Origin of the sequence: Providencia sp. PROV004, from assembly GCF_011045615.1 — a bacterium.
GTDB lineage: Bacteria > Pseudomonadota > Gammaproteobacteria > Enterobacterales > Enterobacteriaceae > Providencia > Providencia rettgeri.
This window is the reverse complement of record NZ_CP042859.1, coordinates 1,400,363-1,422,538: the sequence shown is the minus strand read 5'-3', so window position 1 is coordinate 1,422,538 and position 22,176 is coordinate 1,400,363. Positions and strand designations below refer to the sequence as shown.

The 22,176-nt window shown below is 35.8% G+C and carries 21 protein-coding genes and 1 riboswitch; of the genes, 10 read left to right on the top strand and 11 right to left on the bottom strand.

Going from position 1 to position 22,176, the window contains the following annotated elements:
- Positions 1–277 precede the first annotated feature (277 nt).
- The 4 genes from FVA69_RS06205 to FVA69_RS06190 all read left to right on the top strand — a co-directional run bounded on the left by FVA69_RS06205 (position 278) and on the right by FVA69_RS06190 (position 2,280).
- Positions 278–478, top strand: coding sequence for a hypothetical protein (locus FVA69_RS06205; RefSeq protein ID WP_164528549.1), 201 nt, complete (start codon positions 278–280; stop codon positions 476–478).
- 2 nt (positions 479–480) lie between these two features.
- Positions 481–939: a hypothetical protein gene (locus FVA69_RS06200; RefSeq protein ID WP_164528548.1), complete on the top strand. Its 459-nt coding sequence runs from the start codon at positions 481–483 to the stop codon at positions 937–939.
- A gap of 12 nt (positions 940–951) precedes the next feature.
- Complete coding sequence (locus tag FVA69_RS06195; RefSeq protein WP_164528547.1) at positions 952–1,512, top strand: hypothetical protein; 561 nt, start codon at positions 952–954, stop codon at positions 1,510–1,512.
- A gap of 180 nt (positions 1,513–1,692) precedes the next feature.
- Positions 1,693–2,280, top strand: coding sequence for a hypothetical protein (locus tag FVA69_RS06190; protein WP_164528546.1), 588 nt, complete (start codon positions 1,693–1,695; stop codon positions 2,278–2,280).
- A gap of 112 nt (positions 2,281–2,392) precedes the next feature.
- Here FVA69_RS06190 and FVA69_RS06185 read toward each other — a convergent pair whose 3' ends face one another.
- Positions 2,393–2,959 carry a recombinase family protein gene (locus FVA69_RS06185; RefSeq protein ID WP_164528545.1) on the bottom strand — a complete coding sequence of 189 codons (567 nt, stop codon included), beginning with the start codon at positions 2,957–2,959 and terminating at the stop codon, positions 2,393–2,395.
- A gap of 340 nt (positions 2,960–3,299) precedes the next feature.
- Here FVA69_RS06185 and FVA69_RS06180 point away from each other — a divergent pair, with 340 nt between their 5' ends.
- Both FVA69_RS06180 and FVA69_RS06175 read left to right on the top strand, forming a co-directional pair.
- A complete protein-coding gene (locus FVA69_RS06180; protein ID WP_164528544.1) occupies positions 3,300–4,394 on the top strand; it encodes a nucleoid-associated protein in 1,095 nt (364 codons plus the stop codon).
- On the top strand, positions 4,387–5,616 hold the full coding sequence (locus tag FVA69_RS06175; protein WP_164528543.1) for a hypothetical protein: 1,230 nt from the start codon (positions 4,387–4,389) through the stop codon (positions 5,614–5,616). Before FVA69_RS06180 ends, FVA69_RS06175 begins: the two co-directional genes overlap by 8 nt.
- Before the next feature lie 195 nt (positions 5,617–5,811).
- On the opposite strand, the gene FVA69_RS06170 is transcribed toward FVA69_RS06175, so the two are convergent.
- The 3 genes from FVA69_RS06170 to speA form a co-directional block, all read right to left on the bottom strand.
- Positions 5,812–6,270, bottom strand: a complete 459-nt coding sequence (locus FVA69_RS06170) for a hypothetical protein (protein WP_164528542.1) — start codon at positions 6,268–6,270, stop codon at positions 5,812–5,814.
- Between the two features lie 1,087 nt (positions 6,271–7,357).
- On the bottom strand, positions 7,358–8,533 hold the full coding sequence (locus FVA69_RS06165; protein ID WP_164528541.1) for a tyrosine-type recombinase/integrase: 1,176 nt from the start codon (positions 8,531–8,533) through the stop codon (positions 7,358–7,360).
- A 98-nt stretch (positions 8,534–8,631) separates the two neighbouring features.
- Positions 8,632–10,536, bottom strand: coding sequence for a biosynthetic arginine decarboxylase (speA, locus tag FVA69_RS06160; protein WP_004262076.1), 1,905 nt, complete (start codon positions 10,534–10,536; stop codon positions 8,632–8,634).
- A gap of 719 nt (positions 10,537–11,255) precedes the next feature.
- On the opposite strand from speA, the gene metK reads away from it, so the two are divergent.
- Positions 11,256–12,407: a methionine adenosyltransferase gene (gene metK / locus FVA69_RS06155; protein ID WP_004262078.1), complete on the top strand. Its 1,152-nt coding sequence runs from the start codon at positions 11,256–11,258 to the stop codon at positions 12,405–12,407.
- Between the two features lie 173 nt (positions 12,408–12,580).
- On the opposite strand, the gene FVA69_RS06150 is transcribed toward metK, so the two are convergent.
- The 3 genes from FVA69_RS06150 to FVA69_RS06140 are packed head-to-tail and all read right to left on the bottom strand — an operon-like array spanning position 12,581 to position 13,761.
- Positions 12,581–12,991, bottom strand: coding sequence for a DUF6691 family protein (locus FVA69_RS06150; RefSeq protein ID WP_004262080.1), 411 nt, complete (start codon positions 12,989–12,991; stop codon positions 12,581–12,583).
- 4 nt (positions 12,992–12,995) lie between these two features.
- The gene (locus tag FVA69_RS06145) at positions 12,996–13,433 is read right to left on the bottom strand and encodes a YeeE/YedE family protein (protein WP_164528540.1); all 438 of its coding nucleotides are present in this window, start codon (positions 13,431–13,433) and stop codon (positions 12,996–12,998) included.
- Between the two features lies 1 nt (position 13,434).
- On the bottom strand, positions 13,435–13,761 hold the full coding sequence (locus tag FVA69_RS06140) for an ArsR/SmtB family transcription factor (protein ID WP_110732107.1): 327 nt from the start codon (positions 13,759–13,761) through the stop codon (positions 13,435–13,437).
- A 106-nt stretch (positions 13,762–13,867) separates the two neighbouring features.
- On the opposite strand from FVA69_RS06140, the gene FVA69_RS06135 reads away from it, so the two are divergent.
- Positions 13,868–14,401, top strand: coding sequence for a SprT family zinc-dependent metalloprotease (locus tag FVA69_RS06135; RefSeq protein WP_147318185.1), 534 nt, complete (start codon positions 13,868–13,870; stop codon positions 14,399–14,401).
- Between the two features lie 32 nt (positions 14,402–14,433).
- On the opposite strand, the gene FVA69_RS06130 is transcribed toward FVA69_RS06135, so the two are convergent.
- Positions 14,434–15,504 carry a magnesium transporter gene (locus FVA69_RS06130; protein ID WP_004913251.1) on the bottom strand — a complete coding sequence of 357 codons (1,071 nt, stop codon included), beginning with the start codon at positions 15,502–15,504 and terminating at the stop codon, positions 14,434–14,436.
- A 73-nt stretch (positions 15,505–15,577) separates the two neighbouring features.
- Positions 15,578–15,749, bottom strand: a riboswitch (M-box (ykoK) riboswitch).
- Positions 15,750–16,334: 585 nt separating this feature from the next.
- Between FVA69_RS06130 and FVA69_RS06125 the strand changes: the two genes are divergently transcribed.
- Entirely contained in the window at positions 16,335–16,571 is a 237-nt protein-coding gene (locus FVA69_RS06125) for a HEAT repeat domain-containing protein (RefSeq protein ID WP_004913253.1), read from the top strand.
- A gap of 101 nt (positions 16,572–16,672) precedes the next feature.
- Here FVA69_RS06125 and hcr read toward each other — a convergent pair whose 3' ends face one another.
- Positions 16,673–17,677: an NADH oxidoreductase gene (hcr, locus tag FVA69_RS06120; RefSeq protein WP_004913257.1), complete on the bottom strand. Its 1,005-nt coding sequence runs from the start codon at positions 17,675–17,677 to the stop codon at positions 16,673–16,675.
- A gap of 75 nt (positions 17,678–17,752) precedes the next feature.
- Entirely contained in the window at positions 17,753–19,405 is a 1,653-nt protein-coding gene (gene hcp, locus FVA69_RS06115; RefSeq protein ID WP_004913261.1) for a hydroxylamine reductase, read from the bottom strand.
- A gap of 305 nt (positions 19,406–19,710) precedes the next feature.
- Here hcp and clcA point away from each other — a divergent pair, with 305 nt between their 5' ends.
- Entirely contained in the window at positions 19,711–21,108 is a 1,398-nt protein-coding gene (gene clcA, locus FVA69_RS06110; protein ID WP_004913264.1) for a H(+)/Cl(-) exchange transporter ClcA, read from the top strand.
- Positions 21,109–21,179: 71 nt separating this feature from the next.
- Here the strand turns inward: clcA and tehB are convergent, their stop codons facing one another.
- Positions 21,180–22,067 (bottom strand): SAM-dependent methyltransferase TehB, encoded by an 888-nt coding sequence (tehB, locus tag FVA69_RS06105; RefSeq protein WP_004913269.1) that lies wholly within the window; start codon positions 22,065–22,067, stop codon positions 21,180–21,182.
- Between the last annotated feature and the right edge of the window lie 109 nt (positions 22,068–22,176).

Genomic DNA, 22,176 nt, shown 5'->3' with positions numbered 1-22,176 from the left:
TAAGTGAGCTAATTTAGTACTGGGTTAGTACTGAACTGAAGAGAACTATCATTGATCTTAGAATATGCCTATGACGAGCATTAGTGAGTACATGGTATTTCAAAGATTATATGACCTAATACATTGATCGTTATCTCCTATTGATTGAATAGCTATCAATAGGCTTGATAGATTTTAACGATCGTTAAATCCATATCGATCGTTTTTATCGATCAATTTTGCAGGGTGTGGTATCATTGATTCAATAAAATGTAAAAATCTAATCAAGGAGAATTAGGTGTCACAATTAATTGTTATTGTTATCACTACATTTTTAGCTGTATTAGTCTATAAAAAAATGTCTAGATATTTTAAGAGGAAAGGATTTAACTACGTAGTAGATGTTCCACGTATTGAGCTAATCCTGACAAAAGCAAACCAAGTACCTAACATTTGTGTAAATGAAATAAATATCCCATTAATTGAATTAGGAAATTAACCATGAAAAAAATAGGATATGTATTATTGGCAGTAGTTGCCTTGTTTATGTATGCTATTTACACAGGTAAACAAACACCAAAACAACCATCATTAACAGAAAACGATATTGAACAACAAGTTCAAGATGCTCATAATTTTTTAATTAATAAAGAACGTTTACGTAAGATATACAGTTCTGATATAGAGAAAACCGAAAGTTATGCATATGATGTCGGTATGTGTGTTGGTTATTACAATCAACAAGCAATCACTAACCCAGTACTGAAAGAGCAAAAGAAATTTGTTAAGCAATTTTATGATGCTCAAATTAATTCTATGATTGCAGTACTTCCTCTCTCATCCAAACAAGTAGTTTATAATGGCATTGAACACGGTATGATATCAGAAATAGATGGTGATACAGATCTTAACACAAAATGCACACAGGTATATATGAACGCTTTAAACTCAAAACTGTAACAGGAAATTAAAATGGAATTCAAACATCTTATTATTGCTTCGGTATTATTATTTTCATGTTCTGTTAATGCTAATCCTGAAACATTACGTCATATATTAGGTACTACCAGTATTACAGTATTGGGTGATAGTATACAAAATGTAACACAAGAGCCAAATAAAAAAAATACAGCAATAAAGACTATTGAACATATTTCTGAAACGATTGAATTACCAAAAACAAACCAATATGAATTGGTTCGAAATAAAGTACTGGACGTTAACCGTTACGTTGTCGAGTACAAACGTAATAAGAAGAAATCACAAAAAATGATGTACAGTATTTCACGTTGTAAGGGTTATTATAATATTAAACGTATACATGATTTTAATACTTATGGTAGGTATAGTAATTTCTATAATGTTCAAGTAGATGCATTACGACGAGTTCTACCATGGGGACAACCTGAATTACGTATTGGTTTGCAAGATGGTATCTATGCTGCCCAATTTGGGGATAAATCATTTGAAAACCAATGTAAAGGTTTTTATAATAGCGAAATTAGAAAAGCCATAGAAGAAATTAATAATTAATTAGAGATAATATTGATAAATTCTTTTATATTTTAGCAGTCCACCATCATATGTTTTAAAACAGTACTATAATTAGCTGAAGAGATAGTATATTAATTTTCAGAATACTTATTCTTAGGCTTGAAAGTTTCTGACATTTGGCCTGAGCGTTACAGAAAAAAATTTAATGTGGAGTTTACCATGAATCCTTTAGTAGTATTTTTAGTTAGTATGTTATTAGGAATATTTTATTATATAAAAATGAAAAAATGGTGTATCAAAAATAATATAAAAGGGTTTGTTAAATATGTTTTTTTAATTGGAACTAGTTTTATAGTGTTTATTCTTTCAATTTTTATATTAGCGTTACTATTTCAAAAATCTAATAATATTGGAGAAGAAAAGTACAATTGTAGTTTTGGTTTATATAAATTAAATAGCAACAAATTTGAAGATTTCGATTTAAATAAGACAAATAAAAAACAATATATAGACGGAGGAACTGGAATATTAAAAATAAAAAACAATAGATTCTCTCTTTATTTAGATTTAATCAATCATAGTTTTGATTCACCTGAATTGAAAGATAAATTAGTGGATGTTGACGGAAGAGAAAACAAAACTGGCTTTACAGAAATTAATAAAAATAATGTTACTGGTATAAATTATTTTAGATTGTATCAAGATAAAAATAAACCTGAAGTACAGATAACACAGGCTGTAGATAATGGTTTAGGTTTAATTCAAGTACAGATATTCCTTACAAGAGAGTGTACAAAAATTAACTAATATATAACTTCCTACAATTTAAATCACAGAGCTATTATTTTAGAGGTGGCCTATTGAAATTTTGATATCGATAGGCTACCTCTTACTAAGATAACATTTATTAAATATTCTACTATGTTGATTCAAATAATTTGTAATCTTTTTTCACTCTAAAAACTGTAGCTCGACCACAATCACAAAGCTTAGCTATTTCATCAGCAGTATATTTTCCAGTTTCTAGCATTTCACTTATTTTACTATGCAGTACTGCATTTTTTTGTTTTCCTTTGTATTTTCCAGCCTTTTTAGCAATAGCAATACCTTCGTCTCTTCTAGATGCAATAATACCTCGTTCAAACTCTGCCACTGCTCCCATCATGGTTAAAATTAACCTTGAAGCGGGAGAATTATCAAAACTCATGTTATTGTCTAAGAACCTAACAGTGATTCCTTTTTCTACTAACTCATCCACTAGCGATAAAAGTTCCTTAGTATTACGGGCTAATCTATCAATAGACTTTGTAATGAGAGTATCACCTTCCCTTAAATGTGATAATAGTAATAGTAGTTCTGGTCTGTCGTTAATATATTTCCCTGACACTTTCTCTTGGATCACTTTGTCGCAAATAGGCTCCAGTACTGAAAGCTGTCTTTCTAAATTTTGATCTTTTGAAGAAACTCTTGCATAGCCGAATATCATATAAGCCCTTTAGTATCATTTATAACATCCAAATGATACTGAATCATATAGATAGGTTCAAGCACTAAATGATACTATTTTAGTTGAATTAGGCGGGTATCATTAGGGAGTAGCCTAATGATTGGAACGAGTATCATATTAACGCTAGTGAATCGCAAATATTAGCTTTTATAGCCTTTTAGACCATATCAATGAAAATTTGATTGATATCCCAATTTATAAAGTAAATTTATAGATTTTAGGTTCAACATACATTTATTATTATGACCATGTTATCATAAGAAATGTATTTTGATTTTAGTCATGCATGACTAACTAATATTGATAATTGGGGTTCATTTTGTCTTCGATACAAGTTTTAAATGCTATAGCAGTCCAAATTTCTCCTCCAGAAGAAGAAAATCAAAATGACTGGTCATACAATATCGGTGCTCTCTGGCCTTGTGAACAACCAGAAGTTATTGCTTTCACATCTAAAGTTGATGCTAAATTCCATAAAAGTAGTAAATCGCATGCTAAATTTCAAAAACCATACCCAGTAAATTCATTTCCGTTTAAGCTTGAAGGACACTTAAATGGAGATTATACATTTGAAGTTTTTGTTACTGATTTTATCCAAAATAAACTGATCACTTCTGCAAAACAGTCAAGGGCGAGTAATGGTGCAATTTTAGTCTTCACTCACTATCAACTATTGAATGAAAAAGAAGATGATAATACTAAAGTATTTGAAAGAATTTTAATTTTAATGTTAAAAAATACAGATGCATTAAGATTTAAAGAAAACTTACAGCTGAATCCTGTAGATGTGATTGATTTAGATAAATTTTTGCAAGGTGCTAGAGTTGATCTAATGCGATTTATGTCAGAGGATGAAGATGAATTAGATAAAAATAATTTGTGCTTTATCAGGGGGACAGGAGATGTCCGTAAATACTTTACTTCATCAATCGGTGCGGATGAAGTAATATCCAATAAAACAAGTAGTGAACAATGTATTAAAGCTTTAGAGTTATTTACTCACCAAGCAGATTTTAGTAGACCTTTAAGAGAAAAAATTGAATCTAAAGTTCAAGAATTATTCAATAACTGTAAAAAAGGAGAGTCGATTACATTAGAAAAAATTCAAATACAAATTGATTCAATAATTCCTGCTAATTTAGCTCATTATAAAAATACTTTCGTTGATTTTGTTAATGATAATGGTTTTGAAGTTAATGAAGAGTTTGAAGTATTACCTTCAGATAAAAAACAATTAGAATGGATTGATTTTGAGACTAGCATTGCAAAATTAAGTATTAAAAAACATCATGTTGGGCTCCCTGGCTCTCAAAGAGAGATTATTTTTGACTCAGAGACAAATCAAGTAACCTTGGTGCAAACTATTACTGATCCAATTGTTATAGAACGATTGAAAGAGCTTACTAATGAGTAACGAGGAAATCCTTTCTCTTTTATTAAAAATAAAAGAGAAAGCTACTGACTTTGAAAATGATGGCACCTACCATATATGGTGTTTTAAACGTTCAGATTTTGAATTTGTAACGAAGGATATCGAGTGTCTAAAAGGTGTTAATACTTTAAGTATAGAAGTAGATTATAAATTAGAAAATATTATCAAAGTATCTATATTATTGACACCTGATATAGGATGGTATCAATCTATTGATGAGTATTTTAAAATATTAAGAGATAATATTAGATATAATAAAAATATAAATTACTCATTTTTTATTGAAGGGTTGAGCCCAAGTGAAATTGAAGAAATAGCATGTTCAAGTAAAGCTTATATACACTGGTGTGATATTTTTTCTAAAATTTCAGATCATGTTGAGTATGATAATGCAAATATGTGGCCTAGCTATATTTTTGTTATGGAGGGAGGCAAATCCCAAAAGATAACCACATACAAACTTCCTTTAAAATGCATAGAAAATGATTTTCTCAAAACAGTAAAAATTAGCCCATGTGATATTTCTACATTGACAAATGTAGATTTACATTCTTATGAACGTAAACTAGTATTAAGAACATCTTTAATTGAATTATATAATGAATTCGAGGATGATAATAAATATCCTTTACTTGTTAACATATTAAAAGCTCCAAATATCCTTTGGGATTTATTCTATATAAATTATGAGGTTTATATAAATAAATACTCAATTAATAAAGTTATTCATGAGATTGAAATACAAAAGTTAGACTTTTTATCAAAGTTAAATTCATTAGTTCAAGAGCATCAAACAAAATCATTATCTATTCCTGCTGTTTTAGTAAGCACTGCGATCATTAAAGGATGGTCACTATCAGGTTTATTGCTTATTTTTATTGCAATGTTACTGACCTGCTTTGTAGTTATTATGGGTATATCAAATGCAAAAAAATCACTATTAGATATAATGGAATCATCTAATAAAACAATGACTTATTTTTCTAAAGAAAATTATGATATTGATGATTTAAAATTAACCACAAAAATAAAAAAAATAACAAAAGATGCTATCCTTAAACTAGAAAACAAAAAAGATGATGCTGAGAAAACATTAAATAAACTTGAATTTATGATATTTTCAAGTGCTGCCATATGGTCATTGTTTGTACTGTACCAATTTAAAGATATAATAACTTCTTTTATTACTAAAATTATATCATAATTCTAATTATGATATAAAATAAAGATAAAACTAATTAAAAGGCAATAATAATTTTCATTGAATTTTCAGTTTTTTTTATATACTAAATTGCAATGAAAATTATTATGTTAAAGTGAAAGGCTTAGGTTGAAAAATAATAACTAGGTAGCATGAACATTTTTCGTTAAATACGCCTCCTACTCTTAATAGGCTTAACTAGATTTTCTTTTGTAGATTTGCTAATTTCATCATTATATCTCTCGTATTTGATGGATTATACACTAAGTCAGCTTCAGGTTGTGTTGAACATGGCATATCCATAGTTGTAATTGGGATTATATTAATATGTTTGCTGTTTAGTACGTTTTTAGCACCCATAGTTATAGCAATAGGTATGTCCGTCATTTGAAGCTTCTTCATCCAAAAAATTCTATGTCGACCATCAGTTATTCTAAGTTGATTATTATCATCTACACGTAAGAGTGGTACGTTAAACCGAGGAAGGTTATCTCCCTTAGTTATCCAAGTATTTTTTGGCTCATTTTTGCATTTATTCATTATAATAGAAATTTCACGATTATCATTATACGTTTTTAAAACTTCTTCAATTTCATTAATGCTTATTAAATATATATTTTCATGTACTTCATGATTATTATAAAGTTCATATTCCATAGTAATCTCCTATATTTTTGATATGAAAACCCAATTTACATGATACAATTAAATTGTCTATGTAAGCCTATAATTAGATTTTATATACAGATGGTGTTGTAAGAATGGATAGACATTATTTAATATGAGCGTCTAAATAATCTACCATCTTAAGTATATTATAACGCATGACTTTAAATTTTTGCGTTATTTCTTAAAATAATTCCATCACATAATAATTAATTTTCAACTAACTGTACTGGGTGAATTATAACGTATGCTTTTAAATTTCTCACATCATTCCTGAAAATAATTTCATTACATAGAAATCATTTTTCTACCAATCTATCTTATCCCTTTTATTATAACGCATATTTTCGGTTTTATTCATAATTTCTTTAAATAAATTTTCTTGCATATCAATTTTCCTTATCACGATAACATCATGAAATACTTATTACCAAGTGTCTTAAGCATATTTTTTTAGCATAAGGTACTGAATTCTAAACTCAATAAAATAAAAGCAATACCGAGGGGATATAATTCAAGTTCTATTTAAATTATTATGCATTTCATTTAAATAGAATAAGAATACAATTACTTTACTTTTAAAAGTAGTATAAATTTATAATTCAGTTATTTTTATCTTCATTACTAATTATCTATATAAAGTACTGAACTTTTACTTCAATGATATAAAAACCTCATCATTTTTTACTTTAGTAAGGGATTACTTTAAATATTCATAAAATCAGTATATTCCCCCCGATCCAAAACAATTCGAGTACTAAAGGCAAGTAACTTTGTCGCGAGAACACATTGACCTTCAGTTTTGTACTTATCATAACGCTACCATATCAGTACTGGAGCCTGATATAATCATGTAATATTCATGTAAAACTAAACTCATTAGCATGTGAGTATGAATTATAATTCATTGTAATAACTAATTTTTTTGGATTAGGTTCCAGTACTGATAGTATTAGAAGACGAGTAATCCAGTACTGAAAGGTTAGGTGCTAATATAGTACCTAACCTTTATTTTCAATGTGTTATGTGAATATTCGCGTGCTGATGGTAAAAACTTAGCTATGTTGGAACAACATAGCTAAGTTCGGTCAATAGCTTCTTTCATCAGAAAAATAGGCTCTTTCCCTCTGTATACGCTATCAGTCATAGTACTACTACTGTGACCAAGTATGCTAAACCTTATATGGTCGGGAAGGTCTGATATATCTCTTAGCCTATCACTCATAGCGTATCGATAGTCATGTGGGCTATGCTTTTCATCTATTTTTTTAAATAGGTTTGCTACAGCATTAGATACTGGATTATGAACAGTCCATGGAAATACTGGCTTCTCATCCATAATTCCGCTTTGAAGTAAATTTTTATGAATTGGTATAGTTCTTATACTACTTGAATTTTTAATCCTCTTACCATCCCTATCATTAACACTTATACAAGCTATCTTTTGTCCTTTATCCGCAATGTATACATAATCCTGCTCTGTTAGCTGTATACATTCGGTCACTCTCATACCAGTGTAATATAGTACCTGTATAAGCCACCACAGATGAGATTTGTGCTCTATAAGTTCAAGTACTTTCCTGTGTGATTCACAAGATACTGGAATCCTAGGATTCACTTTTTTAATTTTTTTATATCCCATACCACTAAAAGGATTTTTAGTAAGATAATCTCTTTTCTCTGCCGCAAAGCTAAAAAGAGCTGATACTTTTTTAAACAAGGATTGGCTAGAGAATTCAGACTTATATTTGTTCTTTAAGCCTTTTTTAAAGCTGGCTACCTTTGATTTATCAAATGACTGAATATCAGTATCACCATATTGACTAATCAAGTAATCAATCGCAGCCCTGTTACCTTTAAATGTTAATGGTCTCCATTCAGATTTCATTTCGTTGTACCACTCATCAGCAACTTGACTAATTTTATGCCCTTTAGGTTGAAAGCGGCTATCATGCTGCTGTCTATTAGGCAAATTCCCGCTATTAATCCAATAAATGTAGTTTGCTTCTAAATGGATCTCTTGCTCGATGAACATATCTCGCTCATTCACTAAATGAGCTCTAATTTCATCAAAATCAGTGCATTCTTTCTTTAATCGATAAAAAGTACTTAGTAGAATTTTTGAACGTTTATGAGCTATTTGTAGATCTCTAGTTCTCAAGTCAAATCGAATTAGCTTTCCTACATATGACTTTTGCCAAATATAATAACCACGAGAATTACATGAAATATACATGAAATGTACATGTGCCATTGGTGCCCCTTGAATTACCATCAGCACGCGAATATTCACATAACACATTGAAAATAAAGGTTAGGTACTATATTAACACCTAACCTTTCAGTACTGGATTACTCGTCTTCTAAATAAGTATACCCATATAGGCCATTCTCGAACTCTTCCACAAAGTCTTTTTGAAGTTGCTCACTTAAACCGGTGCCTTTTACTTGCTCTGTAAAGCTTTCTAGTAGGACTTCCGGTACTAATTTGACGTATTGCAGCATATCTGCCACAGAATCGCCCTCTTCACTTTGCAAGTAACGCAAGTTGCCTTGGCTATCAACCCAGACATCTATCGCGGCAGTATCACCAAATAGGTTATGCATGTTACCTAAAATTTCTTGGTATGCCCCAATCATAAAGAAACCTATCATTGGTGGGTTTTCTGGGTCATATGCAGGCATTGGCATTGTGGTTTCAACGCCATCACCATCCACATAATGGTCAATAATACCGTCTGAGTCACAGGTGATATCTAACAGTACCGCGCGACGGTCTAATGGTTTATCTAACCCTTCAATCGGTAATACTGGGAACACTTGGTCGATTCCCCAAGAGTCTGGTAGCGATTGGAATAAGGAAAAATTCACATAAAACTTATCAGCCATGCGCTCTTGGAGTTCGTCGATTATCGGACGATGAGCACGATTACTTGGATCTAAATCCTGTTGAATACGGCGGCAAATATTTAGATATAACTCTTCTGCCCATGCTCGTTGCGTTAAATCTAGTACGCCGTGTGCATACTGAGTGTGCGCTTCTTGTAAGTCGAACTGGCTATCATGCAGCCATTCACGTAATGAACGGCTATTACCTTGATGCTGCATTGACTCCCACGTTTCCCATAAGGAAATCAATGAACGTGGTGCATCTTCATGAGGTGGTGTTGTTTTGGTAAATTCATTACGCTCAACACCAATTACATTGGAGACTAAAACGGTATGATGAGCAGTAAGAGCTCGGCCAGACTCTGTGATTACGGTTGGGTGCGGTAAATCGAATTCTTCACACGCATCCCCAATTGCCCAAATCACGTTGTTAGCGTATTCATTTAAACCATAGTTGACCGAGCAATCGGATTGAGAACGAGTACCTTCATAGTCAACACCAAGGCCACCGCCCACATCAAAGCACTGAATGTTAACGCCTAGGCGATGTAATTCCACATAGAAACGCGCTGATTCACGGACACCCGTAGCGATGTCGCGAATATTGGCCATCTGAGAGCCTAAATGGAAATGAAGCAACTGTAAGCTGTCTAGGCGATTCGCATTGCGTAAAATTTCCACTAATTGCAGTACTTGAGTTGCAGCCAAACCAAATTTAGATTTTTCACCGCCACTTGCCTGCCATTTACCTGAGCCTTGGGAAGCCAAACGGGCACGAACCCCTAAGCGTGGTGTGACATTTAAGCTTTCCGCTTCTGCCAATACCATCTCAATTTCAGACATTTTTTCGATAACAAGATAAACCTTGTGACCTAATTTTTCCCCAATTAACGCTAATCGGATATATTCACGGTCTTTATACCCATTACAGACGATAACAGTCTGTGTTTTACCTGCGTTGGCTAAAACAGCCATTAATTCAGCTTTTGAACCCGCTTCAAGGCCGAGCGGCTCGCCAGAATTAACCAGCGATTCAATGACTCGGCGTTGCTGGTTAACTTTTATGGGATAAACCAGAAAGTAATCGCCTTTATAGCCATAAGACTCACGTGCGCGTCTAAATGCCGCGTTTATTGAACGTAAACGATGCTGTAAGATTTGCGGGAAACAAAACAATGCAGGTAAGCGTAAATGCTCCTGCTCTTCTTTAACCTGATTAACGAGGTCAGCTAAATCAACAAAGGTGTCAGGGTTCTCAGGATTCGGGCAAACACAGACATTTCCGCGCTCATTCACCTGATAGTAACCACCACCCCAATACGCGATGTTGTACGTCTGACGCATTTTGCGAGCGATATTATCATTCATAATAAACTCCTTTTATGGAGGGGTGAGTGACGCGTTCTCCTTCCTGATGCATGTCAGTGAGGACATAACACTGCAAGGCAGTTATGTCGGGGAAACGGCAATACTCAGATTTTAATAAAAAGTGCTTAGAACTTCTAAACAGTGACAATATACGACCTTAAGCTGACAGATTAATGACTCAGCCTCGAAGGTGTATTAAAGATGTGACGGTAACTTCGTGATGAAGTAAAGAATGACAGGAAAGTAAATGCCAAAGTCACGCGGCGATCCGCATATGACGGTTGGATACTGTTATTCAGTAGATTATGGATCATTACCCATTAACCCCCAATATAACTGTTTACCCCTTTAAAATTTCAATGTGGTAGCACTATTTTGGCAGTTTGACCTGTTGATTTAAGCTATATCACCTTATTTTTTATTGAAATTCAAAAGTTTATAAACATTCCTGATAGATAGCAGAAGTTTTATATCATTCTGCTGGTATATAACGGGAAACAACAACCATCCGTTACGGTCGCAGTTTATACATCTATTGCGCTCAAAAAGCAAAACCAAAATGACTAAATTGCGATAAAACTTTACCCATTGCTGTTTTATGGCTCTATTCCTTTTTTGTATAAATACAGGTAGAAATTTTTACCGTATGGGACTAAAATAGCCGTCTAGATGTTAAAACATCCAATTATAAATTTGCGAATTCTTAAGGTATTAATCTCATGGCTACACATCTCTTTACTTCTGAGTCTGTATCAGAAGGGCATCCAGATAAAATTGCTGATCAAATCTCTGACGCAGTACTTGATGCTATTCTGGAACAAGACCCGAAAGCTCGCGTTGCCTGCGAAACCTACGTCAAAACAGGTATGGTAATGGTCGGGGGAGAAATCACCACCAGTGCTTGGGTTGATATTGAAGAAATCACGCGCAAAACTGTTCGCGAAATTGGCTACACCAGTTCCGAAATGGGCTTCGATGCCAATTCATGTGCTGTTTTAAGTGCAATTGGTAAACAGTCGCCTGATATCAACCAAGGTGTTGACCGTGTTGACCCATCAGAACAAGGCGCGGGTGACCAAGGCCTAATGTTTGGTTATGCAACCAACGAAACTGATGTATTAATGCCTGCTCCTATTACTTATGCACACCGCTTAGTTCAGCGCCAAGCGGATGTTCGTAAAAATGGCACGTTGCCATGGTTACGCCCAGATGCGAAAAGTCAGGTAACATTCCAATACGACAATAACAAAATTGTAGGTATTGATGCCGTTGTTTTATCTACTCAGCATTCTGAAGATATTCAACAAAAAGACCTGCATGAAGCGGTGATGGAAGAGATCATCAAGCCAGTTCTACCAGCAGAGTGGTTATCAAAAGATACCAAGTACTTTATTAACCCAACGGGTCGTTTTGTTATCGGTGGGCCGATGGGTGACTGTGGCTTAACAGGCCGTAAAATCATTGTAGATACCTACGGCGGTATGGCTCGCCATGGCGGTGGGGCATTCTCTGGTAAAGACCCATCAAAAGTTGACCGTTCAGCAGCCTATGCAGCACGTTACGTGGCAAAAAATATTGTCGCCGCGGGCCTCGCAGACCGTTGTGAAATTCAAGTTTCTTACGCTATCGGCGTGGCAGAACCGACATCGATTATGGTAGAAACCTTTGGAACAGGTAAAGTTGATGAGTCATTATTAATTCAATTAGTTCGTGAATTCTTTGACTTACGTCCTTACGGCTTAATCAAGATGCTTGACTTATTACACCCAATTTACCAACAAACTGCTTCATACGGCCACTTTGGTCGTTCACAGTTCCCATGGGAAAAAACTGACAAAGCTGAAGCATTGCGTGCCGCCGCAGGCTTGTAATTACGTCGGTAAATAAACCACATACAAAAAAACCCATCTAATGATGGGTTTGAGGTTGTTGACAAAGCGGGATAAAAGCGTGGTTTTTCCCGCTTTGTGTTATCAGCCGAAATCAATAAATTGATTTTCCTCGTTTATTTTCAAAACCGATTAGACTTGCGCTGAATTAACGGTTAATTTTTTTGCGTAAACTGGAAAATAGCCATACCAGCAACCATCGCTAATGTAAATATTATCCCTTGTGTTAATCCCATTCCCGTTAACAATAATGCAGGTCCTGGGCAAATCCCTGCTAGCCCCCATCCCACACCAAATAACACACTTCCGGTGACTAGTTTTTTATCTATCGTTTGATTGGTCGGAATTTGCAATGGGCAATTTAGTACACTAACAGAACGTTTTTTAACCCCTAAGAAAGCAATACCACTGATTACCATTCCAACTGCCATCGTAATTAATAAAGAGGGATCCCACGTTCCAGTAATATCTAAAAACGCTAAAATCTTTGCTGGATTTCCCATTCCGGCAATGACCAATCCTAAACCAAACAATATCCCTGAAATTAATGCGATAAGAATAGGCATTGGTTTATCTCCCTATCCCATAATGGTTAGCTAATGCGACTGTTACAAAAGCAACAATCATAAAGACCAATACAGCAACAATTGAACGACGAGATAACCTTGCCATGCCACAAATCCCATGGCCGCTAGTACAACCACTTCCAAGCCGTGAGCCAAAACCAACAAACAGCCCAGCTAAAACTAAAATAGGTGTACTGGTTGCAATGCTAACTTCTGGTGTAAACGCCAACCAAGTAAATAGTGCTGGGGCGCTCATCAGACCAATAATAAAAGCGACTTTCCACGCAGTATCTCCCTTCGTTAGTTTTAGCAACCCACCTAAAATACCGCTAATACCCGCAATACGGCCGTTAAAAACTAATAAAATTGCAGCGGCTAGCCCAATCAATACACCGCCAATTGCAGCAGACAGTGGTGTAAAATTAGCCCAATCGATTGTCATTTCATATCTCCTTCACAGGGCAATAAAGCTGGTATAATGTATTGAGTAACGTAAATAATTTCGCATCTGCAATCGCATAGTAAATGCGCTTTCCTTCACGACGCGTCATCACTAAGCCTTCATTACGCAATACCGTTAATTGTTGAGAGAGTGTCGGTTGTAATATTCCTAACTGCTCTTCTAACTCACTCACGCAGGCTTCACCCTGTGTTAATTGGCATAATAAAATTAAACGATCAGGATTCCCTAGTGTTTTCAATAATGAAGCTGTTTCTGACGCGGCCTGCTTCATCGCTAATAGTTGCTGTTCAGATGGATTATTGTGCATATGTTCTTGCTGTTTTACATTATATAAAAATACAATATATATTTTGGTATAATATATGTCAATTATTGCTTGTTTATGCCCATTGCCTTCACGTATCCTTTACTCCATGAAAACAATCCGTGTTCCACTTTTTCTACAACAACAAGTTATGCGCATATTGCGAGAAAAGCTCGCACTTGCAGAGCATAAACTCGAACAGTCATTTCCAGAACCAACGGTTAATTACAAACAACGGGGAACAACTGCGGGTAGTGCTTACTTAAAAGAATGGGAAATTCGCCTCAACCCCAGTTTACTCATCGAAAATACAGAACAATTTATTGATGAGGTTGTGCCTCATGAATTAGCGCATTTGTTGGTTTTTCATATATTTGGCCGTAAAAATATCGCACCACATGGCAAAGAATGGAAATGGATGATGCAACACGTACTGGAAGTCACAGCGAAACGTACACACAACTTTGCGGTTACGACAGTAAAAAGTAAAACTTTTCGCTACCATTGTGCCTGTGAAATGACTCATGAATTAACCATACGCCGTCATAACAAAGTGCTACGAGGTGAAAACCAATATTTATGTCGAAAATGTGGGGAAGTGTTAAAACAAGAAGAGGTTTTTGTCGCTGCGGCAGAAAATTAACCTTTCTGCCGCATCAAGTTTGAGGTGTGCGCTTAGGCAAACTCTGTCATCACTAATTTTGCGATTTCAAAGTAAATAATTAAGCCAGTTCCATCAATAAAAGTTGCAATGAACGGTGCAGAAACGACTGCTGGGTCCACTTTCAGTTTTTTCAATACCATTGGAATAATCGAAGAAACAACCGCGCTCCACATTGTAATCGCAACGATGGTTAAGCTAACCACAATAGTCACTTCGTGGCCAACACCTAAAATCCATGCACGGATTAATGCCGCACCACCGATAGTCACCGCAACTAGAAATGAGGTAGAGACCTCTTTCTTTAGTACTGTGCCGAGATTACGTAAACTCACCTCGCCCAATGCCATTGCACGGACTAATGTTGATGTAATTTGTGTTCCACTATTACCGCCTGTACCAATCAACAGCGGAATGAAAAACGCTAACGAAATTGCGGCTTCGAGTTGTTCTTCAAATGCTTTTAATACAGTTCCTGTATACGCTTCGGCCACAAATAGCATCAACAACCAAACGACACGTTTACGCCATAAAGTTATAGGGCTTGTCGTTAAGTAGGGCTCATCTAATGGGGTGGTAGCGCCTTGTAGCTGCGCATCAAGTGTATTCTCATCTTCAATCAGTTCGGCGATATCTTGCGGACGCAAAACACCCATTAATTTGCCAAATTGCACCACAGGTATCATATCTAAACCGCTATGATTAATCAGGTCATAAACATCATGACGTGATTGTTCTGGGGCAACAGAAAAATAATTGTGTCTCATGATATCAGACACTAATAAATTTTCAGGTGAAGCTAATAATGATTTAACTGAAAGAATACCATTTAAATAATTGTCGTTATCGACAACAAATAAATAGGTTGGGATTTGCTCGCCATCAAGGTGCTCAATAAGATTTTGTTTCACACAAGCTATTGAGTCTGCGACAGAAACTGGCAAATATGATTGACTCATATAAGCGCTGACTGTTGCATCATCAACTTTTGGTGACGGTGTATTATTGTCTTTGAGGCGCGCGCCTTTCATTGCGGATTGAGCAATAGCAACTGCTCCCGCTTTGTTCTGGGTAGTGAATGTCATTTTTTTAGTCCCTATTACTGTTGGTTACTCAAACAGTACTCACATAGGGGCGAAACCAGATGAGAGAATGCGAAAGCTATCTCTTCGTCTCGGTTTTAGCACTATACAACGTATCCTGATTTAGCAGGAAGTTACATGGGGATATACCTTCGGTCGATATATCCTGTCCTAATCTTGGGCGTCTCTCGACGTCGTCAGATCAGTAACCTATGTTTGTATAGGAGCCTCGCCTAACGAGATACTGCACTTTGGATGCGGCGCGAATTATACCCATTGGTGAATTAATTGCCACCCTATATCTACGGTTTTTTACGCATGAGAAACTTATTGTTTAGGTTTCGTTTAAGTTTATATTAAATAAATCTTCACAAAGTAACAGAATGTAACTAATAATAAAATTAAATATTCAAATTAAAATAAATATATTTAGTTACTTATCAATAACCAACCCTTAGATAAATCTAAATAATATTTGTAATATTATTTAGTAAATCTTATCGATAATTAATCAAAACTTACCTGTCGATTTACCTTATAATACAAAAAAACAATATAAAGGAGTTAGCCTAATTAAATATAACTGAAACGCTTTATTAGAGTATATACAATCACTAATATTAATCACCTATTGGTTTTTTATATTAAAAATAATCAAACAAGTAAATTATGATATAAGAAAATACACTTATATCACTATTTAATTCGACATTATCATTAAAAACTATTCTTTTAAATTGTTAATATTTAATTTCAGACATCAATACAGTATTAAATATCACAAGAATTATCTTAGAATATTTTTTATTTTATTTAACAGTGAAAGTTTTATTATGGATAAAGTAATTGTTGGAATGTTAACAAACTTAACATTTCGCGTAAATGATGAAATCAAAATTGCTGCCATTTCTGCTTTAGGAGATTTCAAAGCAACGATTGAGTATAATGATGCCATCATAAGAATCATAGACTTATGTCAAGACCCAAATAAAGAGGTTGCTGTGTCAGCGATTAATACACTCAGCAAATTATCTATTTATTTTTTACGTAGTTCACTACCGGAACATTAATTACACTCTCAATTCGAGTATTGTAAATAATTACTATGATTTATTTTATAATACTGTCCCATTAATAATCTAATGAGACAGTTTGCATATATTAAATAATTTTACGCTATTTCAGTGTCGCCCTGCAATTGGCAACTACACGCTAAAACATAACCTTCCGCTATTTCTGCTTCGGTTAATGTCATTGTACTTGTGGTTGTATAATTTCCTGACAGCACTTTTGTTTTACAACTTCCGCAAACACCCGCTCGGCAAGCCGCAATAACAGGTTGTTTATTTTGCTCCAGTGCAGATAATAAAGACGTCCCCACTGGGACTTTAAAATCGACCAATCGTTGACGAATTTTTAACGTAAGAATATCTTCACTATCAACAACTTCTGGTTCAGTAGAAAAACGCTCCATAAAGAAATGTTCAGCAGGAACACCTAAATTTGCAGCAAATTGCTGTGCATTTTTCATATAAGGTACAGGCCCACACGTCATCACAATTCGTGAATTAATATCGGGTACTAACGCTTTCAATTTCTCTTCGGTTAAACGCCCTTGAGCAATATCGCCATTATCTGGTGTTTCCGCCATGACACACAATTGCAACCGTTCTGGATATAACCGGACGAGCTTTTGCCATTCCTCAGCAAAAATAACTTGCTTATCATCGCGAACATTGAATAGCACTTTTACATGGGAATTTGGGCGATTCACCATCAGCCAACGTGTCATTGACATAATCGGTGTCACCCCACACCCAGCAGCTAACATCAAATACTGCGAGTTTTGTAGATTGGCACAGGTGAATTCCCCTTGTGCTTCTGAAAGCCAAAGGTAGTCACCTTCTTTAACTGAGCGTGTTAGCCAATTTGACCCTTCTCCATCGTCTAACCGCCTGACAGTAATGGAAATAAAACGACTTTGTCCCGGTGATGATGAAAGAGTGTAAGCACGCATGACATCATCACTATTTTTAATACTGACCAAAGCATATTGACCGGGTGAATATGTATAAAAATCATGATTGATAAGGTTGATTGTCCAGACATCTGATGTTTCTTGAATAATAGAATGAACTTGCATTCTATTTGGACATAAACTACTTGGCATGGTCATCGCGCTACTCCTTTAAAGGGGGTCGCTGCCCCCATCTTTCACATCGTTTTTAAGCTTTTTCTATCGGTTTATTGATCATGCAGGTAAAATTTCTGCCAGATCTTGCTCAACTGTTGTAATACTTCGCATGCCAAATTTCTCATTTAACACATTCAATAAGTTTTCAGTTAAGAAACCAGGCGCTGTTGGGCCGGTATAAATATTTTTCACACCCAACGCTAATAATGTTAAGAGGATAACAATTGCTTTTTGCTCAAACCAAGACAGAATCAAACTCAATGGTAAGTCATTAATACCACAACCAAGTTTCTCTGATAGATTCACCGCAAGCATAATGGCAGAGTACGCATCGTTACATTGGCCCACATCCAATAAACGCGGAAGCCCTTCTAACGTACCAAAATCTAATTTATTAAAACGATATTTACCACAAGCGAGTGTAAGGATTAAGCAATCTTCGGGTACACTACGCGCAAAGTCCGTGTAGTAGCTACGCTCACCGCGGCTACCATCGCATCCACCAACGAGGAATACGTGACGTAATTTTTTCTGTGAAACTAAATCAATCACCGCATCTGCCGCACCGAGTAGTGTTTGACGACCGAAGCCAACTGTAATTTTGTGTTCGATTTCGGTATACGGGAAACCAGCTAGCGACTGAGCTTGAGCAATCATTGCAGAAAAATCATCGCCCACTAAATGTTTTGCACCCGGCCAACCCACAATACTACGCGTCCAGATACGGTCTTTATAATCACCGACATCAGGGTCAATAATACAGTTAGAGGTCATCAAGATAGACCCTGGGAACTTAGCAAATTCCACCTGCTGGTTTTGCCAACCGCTACCATAGTTACCGACTAAATGCGCATATTTTTTCAGCTCTGGATAACCATGTGCTGGCAGCATTTCACCGTGGGTATAAACATTGATACCCGTACCTTCAGTTTGTTCTAACAACATTTTTAAGTCTTTCAGGTCATGACCTGAAATTAAAATACACTTCCCTGCGACTGGACGAACGTTAACTTCCGTTGGTGTTGGATGACCAAATTCGCTCGTTTCACCTGCATCCAAAATTTCCATGATCTTGAAATTCATCAGACCAATAGCCATCGCATTATCAAGCAGCTCATTCATATCTGATGGCAATGTTCCAAGCCAAGCCATAATTTCATGGTATTGGCCATAAACCTCATTATCATACTGACCTAAAACATGGGCGTGTTCCATATAGGCTGCCGCCCCTTTTAGGCCATATAGGCATAACATACGTAAACCGTGAATGTCTTCGCCGACATCAGCTTTATCAATATCTAATGAAAATTGAGCCGCTTGTGCCTGTAGGGTTGGAATGTCAGTCCCATTTAATTGCAAATTAATTAATGGATGATTGAAAGCCACAACACTATTCACAGATTGACAATGTTTGATTAATTTATCACGCAAATAAATAGCTTCACGGGCATAACCGATAATACGTTCTGAATCAAAGTTGACGTTAGTTAAAGTAGAGAAAAATGCGCGCGGAGCAAAACTATCAATATCATGGTCAATAATACCCAGCGAGCGAGCAGTGACTGCGCTTGCAGATAAGCTTTGCAATACAGCAACTAATAAATCTTGAAGGTCAGATGTTTCTGCTGTTTTACCGCACATACCCTGCGCGTATGCACAGCCATTTCCAGCTGGAGTTCTAATTGTTTGTTCACATTGCACACAGTACATGTTGTTAGCCTCTTAAAGTTGCATTTCAAATACAACATTAAGACTACGCTCTTTATTAGAATAAAAAAGTGGAATTATTCATTATCTAATGGTTTATTGATCTATATTAATATTCATTGCAAATGAGAACTATTCACAGTAATGAAAGTATGCTATTCGTGCTGCTGTTTTTTGTATTTCAGCTGCCTTGCTTAAATACACTATTTTGCATTTTATTTTTTTCCTGATACCGTTCTTACGGTAACTCTTGTTATACTTACCTATAAGTGTTTGTTATTCCATCGTATAAAGAGAATCCAATAAAGATGAGCCAGGTAAATTCAGCAAGTAAATCTATGATAAAAAGCCGGTTACGGATTTTTAAACGGTTAAAAGAATCAGATAAAACACCTGTAAAAATCTTACTACTCGCGGCACTCATTGGTGCTGCGGTCGGTCTTATCGGTTCTCTATTTGAAATAGGAACAACTTGGATTAGCAACTATCGCGTTCAATCAGTGAGTGAATGGGTTGCTCCAAAATGGCTGATGGTTGTTGGGATGTTTTTTATCTCGGCACTTCTTGCCATGTTAGGCTATTACCTAGTTAAACGGTTCTCCCCTGAATCGGGTGGGTCTGGGATCCCCGAAATTGAAGGTGCATTACAAGATTTGCGCCCCGTAAGATGGTGGAGAGTCATCCCAGTTAAGTTTATTGGTGGATTAGGGACATTGGGTTCAGGCATGGTGTTAGGGCGCGAAGGGCCAACTGTACAGCTTGGTGCGAACCTTAGCCAAATGTTTTATGATTTATTTCGTTTAAAAGATAATGAGTCGCGCCATACCTTGCTTGCCTCTGGTGCTGCTGCTGGTTTATCTACAGCATTTAATGCCCCTTTAGCTGGCATTTTATTTATTATTGAAGAAATGCGCCCGCAATTTAAATACAGTTTAATTTCAATTAAAGCGGTATTTATCGGTGTTGTTACCTCCACCATTGTCTATCGGTTAATTAATGGGGAAGCTATTATATTAAATATCGGTCAATTCTCTTCTGCACCGATGAATACTTTATGGCTTTATTTAATTTTAGGATTAATGTTTGGTGTCATCGGTATCTGTTTTAATGGTTTTTTATTGTACCTACAAAGTAAATTTTTAGCATTTTACCAAAATAAAATTTCTCGCTTTGTATTGATGGGCGGGCTAATTGGTGGGGCTTGTGGTGCAATTGGCGTTTATCTACCTGAAATTGTTGGTGGCGGCTATTCAGTGATCCACCAGATGGTTGCAGGCCAATTTACCATCACTTTATTATTCATATTTTTTGCTTTACGGTTTTTAACTTCGACGATTAGCTTTAGCTCTGGCGCTCCAGGGGGTATTTTCTCCCCTTTACTCGCCCTTGGTACCTTATTTGGTGGTGTTTTCGGCTACGCTGCCCTCGAAATATTCCCTAATTACCAAATTGAAGTGGGGACTTTCGCTATAGCAGGCATGGGAGCATTATTTGCCGCAACCGTCAGAGCACCATTAACTGGGATAGTTTTAGTTTTAGAAATGACAAATAACTACCAGTTAATCTTACCGATGATTATTACCTGTATTGGTGCCACAATGATAGCCCAATTTTTAGGTGGTAAACCGCTATATTCTGTCTTGCTCGAAAAGACTTTAGCCCGAAGCGAAAAAGAAACCGCTAATTCCGCCGCTAGCAAACCTTAACGATTAGAAATAAAAAAGAGTTGCCACCCACGGCAACTCTTTTACTAAGATAACCTATGCAAGTCTCTTACTTACTTTTTCCGTGCAATGAGTGTTGCAAAATTTAATTTAATACGATTACCTTGTGAATCAGTGCGGTGTAAATGACCAGGGTTTTCGTTATATTTTAAAATATCCCAATCCTTATAATACCCTTCTAGCTCCCCTGGTTTTAAGAAGCATTTAAATGGCACTAAATCCAGCGGTGCATCTGGCGTTTCAACGGCACACACAATAACGTTAACTCCCCCTGGCAGGGTATGTTCTTGCATATTAGTAATAACATTGGCGATTTTTTCTCGCTGCAAGAACATTAGCACGACAGTGGAAATGATAAGTTCGTAGTTCTCTTGTATTTGGTGACTATTAATATCATAAACAGCCGTATGAATATTCTCTACCCCAGCTTGTTTTTTAACGAAGTCAATTGCTTGGATATGCTGAGGGTTGATATCTACCGAGGTTACGTCATAACCCTGTAAGGCAAGATAAAAGCTATTTCGGCCTCTTCCCGAACCTAAATCTAATGTTTTACATGGCTTACTAAGGTGGTTCTCACACAGGTAACGCACTTCTGAATGTGGAGTCGTTAACCCGTGTTCTTTATAAAATTTCAGTTCTGGTTTGCATAAAAAAGCCAATTGGCATTCCATGTCATCACTACAAGCAGAAATACGATGCCAAACTTGAGGTTCGATAATAGGCGGCTGGTTATGAATATCAAAAGTAAAATGTTGTTCGCTGCCATCCTCATTAAAAATGATAAAATCTAAAGAGCCTTTTAGCACTTTCAACTGTGCATATGTATCTTCTTTTGTATTATGACGCTCTTGGAACATTAACGGTAAAGACGCTTTATTCCAAACCGGCATGGTTTTGTAACACACGAGATTATTCATATCATCACCAATAAGTTGCATTTTAAATACATCTTATACCGTTCGTTTGCTATCTGCAAAACATTCATGGATAAATTATCGAGGACTTGATTCATATCAACCCCCTATAGATAAAGAGGGCTGATACGCG